This window comes from Gracilibacillus thailandensis, from assembly GCF_010994055.1.
GTDB classification, from domain to species: Bacteria; Bacillota; Bacilli; order Bacillales; family Amphibacillaceae; genus Gracilibacillus; species Gracilibacillus lacisalsi.
In genome coordinates this window covers 1-12,381 of the sequence record NZ_WJID01000067.1, presented here as the reverse complement: position 1 = coordinate 12,381, position 12,381 = coordinate 1, and the positions used below count along the sequence as shown (strand labels likewise).

At 36.4% G+C, this 12,381-nt stretch carries 17 protein-coding genes; 7 read left to right on the top strand and 10 right to left on the bottom strand.

The window, feature by feature from the left end:
• Positions 1-632 precede the first annotated feature (632 nt).
• Together GH715_RS17530 and GH715_RS17525 are read left to right on the top strand one after the other, a co-directional pair.
• Complete coding sequence (locus GH715_RS17530) at positions 633-1,163, top strand: DinB family protein (protein ID WP_153834058.1); 531 nt, start codon at positions 633-635, stop codon at positions 1,161-1,163.
• A gap of 107 nt (positions 1,164-1,270) precedes the next feature.
• Complete coding sequence (locus tag GH715_RS17525; RefSeq protein WP_240469412.1) at positions 1,271-1,756, top strand: spore coat protein; 486 nt, start codon at positions 1,271-1,273, stop codon at positions 1,754-1,756.
• Between the two features lie 46 nt (positions 1,757-1,802).
• Here GH715_RS17525 and GH715_RS17520 read toward each other — a convergent pair whose 3' ends face one another.
• The 3 genes from GH715_RS17520 to GH715_RS17510 form a co-directional block, all read right to left on the bottom strand.
• Positions 1,803-1,988, bottom strand: coding sequence for a hypothetical protein (locus tag GH715_RS17520; protein ID WP_153834059.1), 186 nt, complete (start codon positions 1,986-1,988; stop codon positions 1,803-1,805).
• Between the two features lie 11 nt (positions 1,989-1,999).
• The gene (locus GH715_RS17515) at positions 2,000-2,689 is read right to left on the bottom strand and encodes an NAD(P)H-dependent oxidoreductase (protein WP_153834060.1); all 690 of its coding nucleotides are present in this window, start codon (positions 2,687-2,689) and stop codon (positions 2,000-2,002) included.
• Between the two features lie 83 nt (positions 2,690-2,772).
• Positions 2,773-3,066: a hypothetical protein gene (locus GH715_RS17510; protein WP_153834061.1), complete on the bottom strand. Its 294-nt coding sequence runs from the start codon at positions 3,064-3,066 to the stop codon at positions 2,773-2,775.
• Positions 3,067-3,305: 239 nt separating this feature from the next.
• Between GH715_RS17510 and thpD the strand changes: the two genes are divergently transcribed.
• Positions 3,306-4,238, top strand: coding sequence for an ectoine hydroxylase (gene thpD / locus GH715_RS17505; protein WP_153834062.1), 933 nt, complete (start codon positions 3,306-3,308; stop codon positions 4,236-4,238).
• 58 nt (positions 4,239-4,296) lie between these two features.
• Here thpD and GH715_RS17500 read toward each other — a convergent pair whose 3' ends face one another.
• The 3 genes from GH715_RS17500 to GH715_RS21645 form a co-directional block, all read right to left on the bottom strand.
• Positions 4,297-6,333 (bottom strand): ABC transporter ATP-binding protein, encoded by a 2,037-nt coding sequence (locus tag GH715_RS17500; protein WP_153834063.1) that lies wholly within the window; start codon positions 6,331-6,333, stop codon positions 4,297-4,299.
• Positions 6,334-6,335: 2 nt separating this feature from the next.
• A complete protein-coding gene (locus GH715_RS17495) occupies positions 6,336-8,075 on the bottom strand; it encodes an ABC transporter ATP-binding protein (RefSeq protein WP_153834064.1) in 1,740 nt (579 codons plus the stop codon).
• 576 nt (positions 8,076-8,651) lie between these two features.
• Positions 8,652-8,825 carry a hypothetical protein gene (locus GH715_RS21645; protein ID WP_240469413.1) on the bottom strand — a complete coding sequence of 58 codons (174 nt, stop codon included), beginning with the start codon at positions 8,823-8,825 and terminating at the stop codon, positions 8,652-8,654.
• On the opposite strand from GH715_RS21645, the gene GH715_RS21640 reads away from it, so the two are divergent.
• Entirely contained in the window at positions 8,758-8,904 is a 147-nt protein-coding gene (locus GH715_RS21640; RefSeq protein ID WP_240469414.1) for a hypothetical protein, read from the top strand. The two genes, GH715_RS21645 and GH715_RS21640, sit on opposite strands and share 68 nt — an antisense overlap.
• Positions 8,905-9,101: 197 nt before the next feature.
• Here GH715_RS21640 and GH715_RS17485 read toward each other — a convergent pair whose 3' ends face one another.
• The 4 genes from GH715_RS17485 to GH715_RS21385 are packed head-to-tail and all read right to left on the bottom strand — an operon-like array spanning position 9,102 to position 10,544.
• Positions 9,102-9,794 (bottom strand): DUF4386 domain-containing protein, encoded by a 693-nt coding sequence (locus GH715_RS17485; RefSeq protein ID WP_153834065.1) that lies wholly within the window; start codon positions 9,792-9,794, stop codon positions 9,102-9,104.
• A gap of 28 nt (positions 9,795-9,822) precedes the next feature.
• On the bottom strand, positions 9,823-10,044 hold the full coding sequence (locus tag GH715_RS17480; protein ID WP_153834066.1) for a helix-turn-helix transcriptional regulator: 222 nt from the start codon (positions 10,042-10,044) through the stop codon (positions 9,823-9,825).
• Positions 10,037-10,240: a hypothetical protein gene (locus GH715_RS21390; protein WP_205601869.1), complete on the bottom strand. Its 204-nt coding sequence runs from the start codon at positions 10,238-10,240 to the stop codon at positions 10,037-10,039. The genes GH715_RS17480 and GH715_RS21390 overlap by 8 nt, the downstream gene beginning before the upstream one ends.
• A gap of 46 nt (positions 10,241-10,286) precedes the next feature.
• Entirely contained in the window at positions 10,287-10,544 is a 258-nt protein-coding gene (locus GH715_RS21385) for a hypothetical protein (protein ID WP_205601868.1), read from the bottom strand.
• Positions 10,545-10,712: 168 nt separating this feature from the next.
• On the opposite strand from GH715_RS21385, the gene GH715_RS17470 reads away from it, so the two are divergent.
• From GH715_RS17470 to GH715_RS17460, 3 genes are all read left to right on the top strand, one after another.
• Positions 10,713-11,183 carry a MarR family winged helix-turn-helix transcriptional regulator gene (locus tag GH715_RS17470; protein WP_163578738.1) on the top strand — a complete coding sequence of 157 codons (471 nt, stop codon included), beginning with the start codon at positions 10,713-10,715 and terminating at the stop codon, positions 11,181-11,183.
• Positions 11,184-11,258: 75 nt separating this feature from the next.
• Positions 11,259-12,143: a permease gene (locus tag GH715_RS17465; RefSeq protein ID WP_153834068.1), complete on the top strand. Its 885-nt coding sequence runs from the start codon at positions 11,259-11,261 to the stop codon at positions 12,141-12,143.
• Between the two features lie 25 nt (positions 12,144-12,168).
• Positions 12,169-12,312 (top strand): alcohol dehydrogenase, encoded by a 144-nt coding sequence (locus GH715_RS17460; protein ID WP_205601870.1) that lies wholly within the window; start codon positions 12,169-12,171, stop codon positions 12,310-12,312.
• The last annotated feature ends 69 nt before the right edge of the window (positions 12,313-12,381 follow it).

The following is a 12,381-nucleotide window of genomic DNA, read 5'->3' as shown; positions in this document are numbered from 1 at the left end:
TTTTTACGAGATAACAACCAAATTTCATCGAAATGTCCATTTCATTATAAAAAGTAAAGAAAGTATATAAACCGCGGTATCAACGCATTTGTAAGCAGAGTAGCCGTTTTGAAATAGCATGTACAGGAAACCATCGTTGCGGCTGTCTACTTCCCTTTCCACGGGATTTTCGCCTAAGCTAACTTTGGTAAGCAAAGAGCACTTACCAAAGTGGATCTTAGTCGAAAATCATCCCATAGGAGTGGAAGTGGAAGGCCTCCGCTATGAAACTGTTCTACAACGTTTGTGACTACTAACTTCTCGAGTTCTTTTAACCTGTGTAATAAAATTGGAATGTCAGCGAGTACATTCATTGTAGAGCATTCATTAGCGTAGGCGTCCAATTCGACTCCTGTGGGATCTGCGTGATCTGAAGATCCACTTTTGTAAAGTGATCTTCTTTACAAAAGTTAGCTGAAGAAACGCCCCACGGAAAGCGAAGTGGGCAAGCCGCAGCGGTTGTTACGCCTATTATTCATGTCAAAATAACTACTTTGGACAGGACCCGGTGGGCTTTCCCGGTTTTTCTTATTATCAGAAAACGATTATAATAAAGATGATTAAATCTAGTCGAGAAAGTGAGGAGGGACGAAATGAATAGACCAGAATCTAATGAATATGCTGATTACTATGCAACATATGTATCCATGGTTCCAGAAGGTAATATGATGGATATTTTACAAATGCAGAGAGAGGATTTGCTGAAGCGACTGAACAATTTATCAGAAGAACAAGCAAATTTTCGTTATGGACCTGAAAAATGGAGTATAAAAGAGGTAATAGGACACTTAGCGGATACAGAACGTTATATGGCTTATCGTCTTTTTTGTATAGCACGTGGGGAAAAGGCTAACTTACCTGGTCACAATGAAGAGGACTTTGTTAAAGAAGCAATGTTTGACACTTATTCTTTAAGTACATTGCTAGAAGATTATGTATCAGTTCGAAATACTACTTTACAACTGCTCAAAAACTTACGAAATGATGTCTGGACTAATTGGGGCAATGCAAATGGCTTCCCAGTAACTGTTCGAGCATTGGCATTTATTGTTGCAGGTCATGAACTTCATCATTTGAAAATACTAACAGAACGCTATTTTCAGAATGAAGATTTTCCAGTTTAGTATTCAATGTGTAAGTTTTTCACTAGGCGAAGGATTTATTGGACATGTACCTAAATCAGTTCCTTTACATACACTGTATGGTAATAATAAAAAAGGAGCGATACAAAGTGGATCACACTTACCAACAAACACTTGCATGGCACGAAACATTGGAAATCCATGAACTAGTTGCATTTCAGTCAATTGGTTTAATGAAATTAAAAATGGGGTTACAACATATTCAGGATCCTGCATTGAAGAATATTTACCTGCAAACGATAAAAGAACTGGAAATGAACTTAAATGAACTACTTCAATTTTATCCTTATGCACCACACCCTGGTCAGTCTAGTGAATATCGTATTTCAGACAGTTTCTATGCAGGGGATTTATTAGCTTTTGCTAAAACAGCGGTAAGAAATTACGGGATTGCCATTACAGAAGTAGCTACACCAGCCTTGCGTAACGTGTTAAAGAAACAAATGAATTTAGCTGTAACTTGTCACGAACGAATCTTTTCCTATATGTATCAAAATGGTCACTATCCTTCTTATGATTTAGCAGCATTGTTACAACATGACATGACGCTTGCCAAAAAAGCACTATCAATATAACAAAGACGTAAACGCTGGCATTGTAACTTGCCAAGCGTTTACGTCTTTATTCACTCCATTTTCTAGGACTCCAAATCGTGCCTTCCATTTCGCCTTCCATTTGGTCCATTCGTTTTTCTTGTTCTACAACAATATCTTGTGCTGCCTTTATCAATGTGCGTTGGTAGTAATCATCTGTTTGATCAAATATTTGTTGTAATTGTTGGATCATCCATTCATTTTCTTCCGTCATTCTTTTGCCTCCTATTCAAGGAACATATCATCAAGTACCATTTTTAGCTCGTCTATTTTATCGCGGTTCTCTTGAATTCGTTCTATTGCAAATGTTATTGTATTCAATTCGGTTGTAGACTCGGTCATTTTCTGCAGCTGTTGGATCAGCCATTTTTCTCGAGTAGCTAAACTAATATCTTTCTCCATTGTGAGCATCTGCCAATATTTGATTAAAGTATTCATTTTCTCTTCTTCTTCCATATAAAAAAACTGAAATATGGACAATGGTCTAAGATAAATCATTCCTAATTTATTGGCCATCGCTTGAAATGGTTTCGTAAGTTCACTTATCGTAAACAGTTCTTCACCACCTGCCTGGTATTCTCTCTCAGCTACACCGATCATCATAACTAATCCGAATTCCTTTCCAGCAAGCGGCTTTTTTCTAGTACCATAACCAAAACCTTCTCCTAAAACTTCATCTTGCCATTTCTTTAAAAGAGGTGTTCCACTATACCAATAAAAAGGAAACTGAAAAATTATCCGATCATGCCTTTTTAACAAATCCTGCTCCTTCATTACATTTATCCTGCCATCTGGGTATAAGTTTTCTAAATGGTGGATGGTTATGTCTTCTTGATTTTTGATCGAGTTTAAGAAGTATTGTTGACTGCCAGAGTCGATAAGGTCTGGGTGGGATATGATTAGTAAGGTTTTCAAAATTTCGCTCCTTTCTTTTGCGCTTATATTATTTATATATTCCAGTTATATACGAAAAGCATTCAGTTGTACACTTATAAAAATTATTTTTCTAGTTTAAGAATGGTCCTTTGCATTGGTACTCCGCCCATACTAACATTTCTTTCAATGAACATATAGTTTTTTCCGTCGATGGAGAATCTTCTATCACCTAGGTATGTCACATCTCTACCTTCACTTTCCAGCTTTCTTTGAATAGCTGAGACATATTCACTGTATTGGATGTAACGATCATCTAAATCAATAATAATGTTTCCTTTTTTGTATCCCATTAACCAATTAAATAAGCAGAAAGCTCCTGTAAACATAATGATAACTAAAAGAAAATGAAAGAACATAAATCTCCCTCCTTATTAATTTTACGTAAAACTCATGGTATTCGTTTCACAAAATGAGATCTAACTACGATAAAAGCCGTAAAAAATGGCAAGATATCGTAAGAAAGATGTATTTGAGATGGATTGGATTTCACTGTCGCACATAATTATACAGAGATTGTTATCAGAGTTGTTTAGTGAGTGCTAAAAGATTATACTGTAACCGTAAAATCTAATATCTGACAAGGAGTGATCGAATTATGAAAGATTTATATCCTTCTAGAATCAAAGGCATGCCTTCCATTTTGGAAAGAAAAGATCCGATAATTCACAACTCCACAAAAGAGGATGGTCCTTTACAACGAAAAGAATTAGATTTTTACGAAGAGAATGGTTATCTATTTATGGAAAATTTTTTCTCTTTTGAAGAGGTAAAAGTATTACAACAAGAATTAAAGCGAAATATGAATGACAATAAGTCTTCTCACCAACCTTATGTAGTGAGAGAAACTGGTGGCGATGAAATCCGCTCCGTATTTGATGTGCATAACAATGATGAATTTTTCCACAATTTATCATCACATCAACGTATTGTTGAAATTGCACAACAATTATTAGGAAGCCAGGTTTACATAAACCAATCTCGAATTAATTTTAAACCTGGCTTTAAAGGGAAAGACTTTTATTGGCATTCTGATTTCGAAACTTGGCATATGGAAGATGGAATGCCTAACATGCGCGCGGTTAGTTGTAGTATTATTTTGACAGATAATTATTCTTACAATGGTCCACTATTATTGATTCCTGGTTCACATCGTTACTTTGTACAATGTGTAGGTGAAACACCTGAAAATCATTTCGAACAATCTTTAAAAATGCAAAATATAGGTGTGCCAGATCATGATAGTATTAACTGGTTATTAGAAAAAGGCGGAAGAATTGATAGTGCTACAGGGCCTGCTGGATCTGTATTGTTCTTTGAATCTAATACCATGCACGGTTCTAATAGTAATATTTCACCAATGCCACGTAGTAACGTGTTCTTTGTTTTTAACAGTATCGAAAACAAATTAGTAGAACCATTCGCAAATATCTCACCAAGACCAGAGTTTATTGCGAACCGAACAAATATTAAGCCAATTGATCCAAAACCTTTTGATATTAATAAGAAGAAAGTGTTATTACAGCAATAAAACAAGAGCCCCGCTAATAGGTAGCGGGGCATTTTATAGTTTTAAATGTCTAGCGAGCTTAAACTGCTGGAATTTTGTTACTTGTTCCTTGTTGCATCTTATACATCTGATAATAGTTCCCTCGTTGTTGCAATAATTCTTGGTGTGTTCCTTTTTCAATTATTTGACCTCGTTCTAGTACGATGATCTCATCAGCATGTTGAATCGTTGATAAACGATGGGCAATGACGAGCATTGTTCGACCTTTGGCAAGGACTTTCATTGCTTCTTGTATTAATCCTTCAGTTTCGGTATCGATATTGGCTGTAGCTTCATCTAGAATTAGAATAGCAGGGTCGAATGCTAGTGCTCTAGCAAATGATAGCAACTGTCGCTGTCCGGTAGAGAATTCACTGCCATTTTCCCCGACTGGTTCATCATATTGGTTTGGTAACCTTTCAATAAATTGATCAGCACCTACTGCTTTTAGTGCAGCAATTGCTTTCTCTCTAGTTATCGCTGGATCATTTAATGTGATGTTCGACAGTACCGTTCCCGTGAAGATAAACGGGTCCTGTAGTACAATTCCGATATGATGGCGAACCTGTTGGCGAGTCAAGGTTGATGTCTCCATGCCATCGATTTTGATCGAACCTTTTTGTGGGTCGTAGAAGCGAAACAATAAATTCATAATCGAACTTTTACCTGAACCGGTATGTCCGACAAACGCGACCGTTTCGCCTGGTTTTACATGAAAGTTGACATTTTTTAAAATATAGTCGTCTTTTTCATAAGCAAAGCTTACATTGTCAAAAAGGACGTCACCTTTAATTCTATTCATCTCCAGCTGTTCGATCTTCTCACCTTTTTCATCTAACAATTCAAACACTCGCGCACCAGCCACTCTCGCTTGTTCTAACTGTGGAAGTTGGTTGACGATTTGTGTCATTGGTTCAAACAAGCGGGTAAGATAATCGACGAATGCATATAAAACCCCGGCTGTTATTAAACTTCCCCCAGATAATGCATTAGAACCGAAGAACCAAATAAAAGCGACAAAAGCAACGCCACGTAATGCATTAACGAGATTGAAAGAGGTTAAGGCGGAGAGAACAATCATTTTCTTTTGATAAACATAGTGACGCGTATTTAATTGTTCAAATTCACCTTGTGTTTCGTTTGTTCTTCGAAATGCTTGAATAATCGGCATTCCTTGAATCGATTCGTTGATGGAGGCATTAATCTCACTATTGGTAGAGCGGATAACGCGATTATATTTAGAGGCATATTTTTTAAATAATTTCATCCATACAAACAAAATCGGTATCACAATTAAACAAATAGTCGCTAATGACGCATTTAATAAGAAGAGGGCAACAAATATCCCTGTCATATATACAAATCCATTTACAAAGGTTTCAAGCACCTTGACATATAACTCTTTGATTGCTTCTGTATCATTGGTAACTCTTGCTACAATCTTTCCTGCTGGTCTTTTGACAAAATAATTCATTGGCAGTTCTTCGACTCGTTGAAAGACATCATTGCGCATTCGTTGAATAATCTTGTTGGCTGATACTTGTAATAAATATGTTTTAAAATATTGAAAGATAGAAGCAATTAGGATTAGCCCTAAATACAATCCAAGTAACAGAACGATTGGGCTGATTTCAGGCTGGAAGAACGTATACAGGTCACTCACATTGAGCTTTATACCATTTATTTGTTCTGTCGTATTGTTATAACTAATCGTGATCCTATCATCATTGGCAGATTGAACCGAACTGTTCGGTGGAACTTCTTGATTCACTAAATAAAAATTTTTCCCTGATTGTAAAAGGGTATGCTGACTGACCAATTGATCTTGATCTGTTAGGCGATCTGCTCGTTTCAGGAACATACCATTGAAACGGATAGTGTCTGTATCATGTTGCTCTTCCACTTGTGTCCAGTTAGTCTGAATGCCGACAATATGATTATCTATGACTCTTTTGGCGATAAAAGGTCCAGTAAGCTCTAATCCAACTGCAATAATCAAACAAACTAAACCGATTAGAATGTATTTCTTGCTAGTCAGTGCATATTGAAATAGCCTTTTTTCGGTTGAAGGTTTCATGTCTACACCTCACTTTCCATTTGCTGAATGTTAAACTGTTCTTTATACCAGCCATTTTGCTTCATTAATTGTTCATGTGTACCACGCTCAGTGATCTTTCCATCCTCAAGGACGATAATTTGGTCTGCATGTTTAACAGCAGAAAGTCTGTGGGCAGCAATTAAGGTTGTTTTCCCTTGGCGTTCTTTTCTGAGATGGCTGATGATATTTGCTTCCGTTTTGCCATCTACAGCGGATAGTGAATCATCTAAAATTAAAATTTCAGGGTCCATAAGCAATGCTCTGGCTAAGGAAACGCGTTGCTTTTGACCACCTGATAAGGTTACGCCACTTTCACCAACTAGTGTTTCTAACCCTTTAGGAAGAGCTTCAATATCCTCTTTTAAAGAAGCCGATTCTAAAATGTGATGAATATCCTCGACCGATTTTTCCCCGCAACCGAATAAGAGATTTTCTTTTACTGTTTTTGAGAAAAGAACGTGCTCCTGTGGTACATATCCGATCCAACTTCGGGTACTTTCGAGTGTAAAACGATCGATGGGAACATCGTTAATGGTAAGCTTTCCCTTGGGTGGTACGTATTCTCTTAACAATTGTTTAAAAAGCGTCGTTTTCCCTGAACCAGTTTTACCGACAATACCGATAGTTTCTCCGCGGTGAATGGTGAGATCGATATTATCTAATTGTTTCCCGACCGCTTCAGGATAAGAGAAGGAAACATGGTTAAAATCAATTACCTCAGGCACTGCAACATACGCAGGTTTTGCTGGGTTCTGTACATCTGGTTGTTGGCTGAGTACTTTATCAACTCGGTCAATCGAGGCATTACCACGTTGCATAACATTAATTAATTCTCCAATCGCGAACATTGGCCAAATTAGCATTCCTAAATATACGTTAAAAGAAACTAGGTCTCCTAGTGAAATTCTATTTTCAAAAACCATTAATGCTCCATAACCTAAGCCAATCGTATAAGAAATTCCGACTAATATATTGATACTAGGTTCAAAAAATGCTTCCATCTTGGCAACTGCTTTGTTTTTTTGAAATACTTTTTCTGTCATATTGGAAAATCGGTCGAAATCTTGTTTTTCTTGAACAAAAGCACGAATGACTCGAACACCTCTGGCAGATTCTAGCGTATAGTTGTTCAGTTCACTAAAAGCAGATTGTGCTTCCGTAAAACGAGTATGAATAACCTTTCCATACTTATGCACAATAAATGCCATAATCGGCATAGGGATCAAGGCTGCAAGGGTTAATGGCCAACTGATAGTAAACCCCATCATGAGAATAATGAATAACATGAATACAGTAGAGTCGACCAACGTAAGAATACCGAAACCTGCTGTCATCATAATCGCTTTTAAATCATTGGTAGAGCGAGCCATTAAGTCACCCGTTCGATTTTTACTATAAAATCTAGGACTCATCTTAAGAAAATGGCTCATTAAATTGGAGCGCATTTTTCTTTCTAATAATAAGGATCCACCAAATAGGTTGTAATCCCAAAGAAACATAATTGCATAACTAATAATAATCAAACCGGTAAAAATCATGATTATTTCAGTTAATCTTGCTGCGGTTAGTTGATTGTATTGAATTGCATCAATTGTCATCCCTACTAGTTTGGGAGGGATTAAATCAATAAAACTGACGATGATCAGTGCAGTAATGGCAACTGAATACCGTATCCAATGTTCTTTAAAGAACCATGATAATTTGTTAAACACAGAAAACATTTACCTATCTCCTTTCAGCAGAAACGTTTCATATATCTGGTGTTGCTATCCGCCGTCTTTCCTTTTTCTTTCGCTTGTAAATAGGTGAGCCAACGTTTGTATCATCTTTTTTCCTCCTTTTTTTCTATTTGCATTGAATAAAAAAAGCGTATACGTTCATGACGTATACGCTAAAAAGTTACACTTATAGCAAGTAATGAGGCCATCTTACAATAATGGCAACAAAAAAGATCACGAACGAATCCGTGATTCTCCCGCTATTATGGAATTATGATAATAAACGGTTACATGCTAGCTGTCTTTCGGTTAGAGGAAGTCACGGCAATATCAATATTCAATTGTTGTAAGATAACAAGGTTCATATGATGATGTGTGCGATTCATTTTGCCGGACCTCCTTTTACTGTAAATTTTTTCAATGCTCAATTATTATATATTCAAAAAATTATAACGTCAATACAATTTACGGAAATTTTTTCAAATTTAAGAAAAAGCTGAAACTTAAGAAACTAAGTAGGGGTGGAAGGAGAGCTAACTCTCTGATAAATGTAAAAAACGTTCTGATGTATTCATTTCCTTAGAATTGCTTTTCTAAGAGTTCACTCTTAATTGGTTGTTCCATTGGATTGAATCCTAGAAAGATTAGCCATATAGCCAAAACTAATTGTTGTAATGCTATAGGAATGTTCAAGATCATGTATGCTGCTTCGAGACCAATGAAACGATTCATAAATAGTAAGCTTGCTAATATCGACAAAATGGAGCCAATTAGACCCGAAACGGCCAACCAACGAGGAACTAATTTATTAGCACCTGATTTTCATTTGTAGACACCTTGATGAGATAGTCCGGTCCATCTATAACAGGAACAACACTAAAAATACCGGCAACCAACCCAACTATTAATAACATTCCTGTAATTATTGCAGAATTTCTATTAACCGAATTCGTTCTTTTTATCAACATATATGCGCTCTCCCTTTAGCAGGTAATGGAAACAATCAAATCGAACATAGCTTTTTCTTGATTACAAGGAAGGGATAGTTTGTTTGTCGATTACTTTTGCAGTTGAATTGAATCCTACTATGATTAGCCATACTGCCATGACCATTTCCTGTATGGCAAGCGGCATCATTAATACCGTAAGTGTTGGGCCGAAAAGAGCAAAAACACCTGTCACTAAGTAGATGATGGCAGCAATCAACCCCCAGCTCGATAGCCATTTTGGTATTAGCTTCGTTTGATATAACAGATAATAGAGCATAAGGGCACCTACGCTAAATATAATCGTTGAAAGGGATTGAATCTGTTCACCCGAGTCTAATAATATATTACGCATACTCTGAAAGCTGGTGCCGTCAAGAGAAGCAGCGTTTACATACTCCTTACTAAATACTACAAGCAATAATAAGCTTATAGCATATGCAATATAGGTAAAGTTCTCAAGAGCTCCGCGGAAGACAACATACCCAAGAGCCAACGTTTCATTATACTTTTTTGCAATTGGATAGATGATAACAGCTACCATTCCCAGTGAAATACCCATGATCAATATAAAGAACACTCCTAGTATGACATGGTTTTCATTCGCTGAAACTGTCATAAACAAATCAGTACTTCCTAGGATCGATCCAGTAAATACGACACTTAGTATGCCAGAAATTGTCCCAATGATATATAACATTCCAACCCATTTAGCAATCCTTTTACTGTTTTTCATTTTTTCGCTTTCCTCCTTGTTTATTTTTTTACTCTATAATCTCATAATCAAATACTTCCCCGATGTTCACACCAAATGTTGCAGCGACTTTAAAAGCAAGTTCCAGTGAGGGAGAATACTTTCCCGCTTCTATCGCAATAATGGTTTGTCTTGAGACTCCTACTTTTTCAGCCAGTTGTTGCTGTGTCATTTCATTGGCAAAAAAGCGTAGTCTGCGGATGTTGTTGGTAATTTGAATTTTCTTAGCCATTGTTTACTCCCTTTCGATAAAAGTACAACTGGGTCAATTCCCCAGATAGTGATCCAATCAAGAATGATACAAACATAATATTAAGCATAACTCCACTTGGATAGTTTAATACCTGAGATAAGAGGGCTGTAACAAATCCAATTGCTACCACAATGAATGCAATTCTCATTGATTTGAGTTCAATGAGCTGATTCATTTCATCCGTCACCATGTCTGACTCGATGGTTTTTTGTATTTCTTTATCATCGCATGTACCAGTACGTGTTTTTTTCTTGTACAGTAACTGCCACCGAAAGCAGAATGTGAAATAAAATTTGAATGATGATGGCAGCAACAATACCTACACCAATAAATAAGAGTATGGTACTTGACAAGGCTTTCATATCATCTGTAGCAATCACCCCCAACTGATACTTCCGAAATGTGTAGGTGCAATATACCAACAAAATAAGTGTCCATGTAATCATGGAGGCAATAGCTCTTTTTTCGTGATAAGACATATCCAACACTCCCTTGTGTAATAGATTATATACATATTGTATGTAATTTAATACATAATGTCAAAGATATTTTACATAGATAGAGCAGTTTTTATTTTTGATCATAAACATGAATTTAATAGTTGTAAAATACAACTAATTACCATATACTACAATTAGGTGATGAAAATGGATAAAAATAGTAACAAAACACAAAAAATGCAGGAAATGCGTCATTTGTTTGTGGTTCTTTCACGACAGTTCGGATTATTACAAAAAGAAAGCTCCCAATGTTGTGGAGTGACAACCATTCAAAGTCATATTCTATATGAAATAAAGCAAGGGTATCATATGACATTAAATCAACTTGCTCAAAGACTTTGTTTGGACAATAGCACAACCAGCCGTCATGTTCATGGATTGGTGGAAAAAGAATATGTAGTCCGCTTGCCACACCCTGAAGACAGACGTTATGTCACATTGGAATTATCGGAAAAAGGGAAGAAGCTGGAGGAAGAGATTACGGAAATGATGACGACAAGCATTATGGATATGTTTAAAGATTTACCCGAAGACAAGATTACTAGCATGAGAACAGAAATAAAAGATTTAACGGAAATTATGCGAAAGAGTGATATATGTTGTTATCCTCCATTTTAACGGATGGGGGATATAAAATAGATAATAGTTGTAAAATACAATAGTTGTATTTTGCTGATAATAGGAGGAGAGCACATGTCTAATGTAGTTTCATTTCTTCAACAATTCGCCATTTTATTTATTGAATTGACATTACTGTTTATCGTTATCAGTTTTATTGTTAGCTTGACTCAACAAAAAGTAACAGAAGAACAAATTAAGCAAATTCTTCATCGGCCAAATAAATGGAGTGGCTATCTGTACGGTACGGGTTTAGGTGCTTTAACCCCTTTTTGTTCTTGTTCGACGATTCCGATATTAGCGGGGTTGTTATCTTCTAAGGCGCCATTTGGACCATCGATGTCGTTTTTGGTAGCATCTCCTTTATTAAACCCAGTCATGATTATCTTATTAGTTACCTTTTTAGGATGGAAAATAACCGTCTTTTATTTCGTCATTGTTTGGATTTTTGCGATGATCATTGGCTTTGTTTGGGAGAAATCAGGATTTCAGATTTATGTTAAAGATGTTCGAGTTAGGAGAAAAAAATCGTTAGAGAATCAATCAGCTATTCCTAAGTGGAAGCTGGCACTACAGGATGCTTGGTCCTTTTTTGTTCCTGTACTACCTTTTCTTTTGTTAGGGGTATTTATTGGTGCATTTATTTATAATTTTGTGCCAGAATCGTTGATTATCCAGATAGCTGGCAGTGATAAACCATGGACAATACCAATTGCCTCTGTTATTGGTATTCCTATGTATATTCGTGCTGAAGTTATGTTGCCAATAGGTGATGCATTAATTACGAAAGGAATGGGAGTAGGGGCTGTTATTGCACTACTTATCGGTGGAGCAGGTGCAAGCTTGCCAGAGGTCGTTTTACTAAGTAAATTATTCAAACGTAAGCTGGTGATCGCATTTATACTTTCTATTTTGTTTGTCGCTATTTTAACTGGATTTATGATTCAATTCATTCTTTGAAGGAGGTGATAACATGGCTATAAAAATAGGATTTAAAAATATTTTGTCTTCATCTAAAGAAGATTCTTGCTGCAGTGTAGAGATTGAAGAAGTTCAACCTAATCAAGATGAAGAGCAGAAAGAACATAATAATGACGATGCAAAGTCTGAAAATCAGAATTGCTGTTAGTAGAAAGAAATCTAACGCCTACCAGTGTCCCCTTTATCAGCAATAGGCGAGAAGACTCCCACCTCAAGG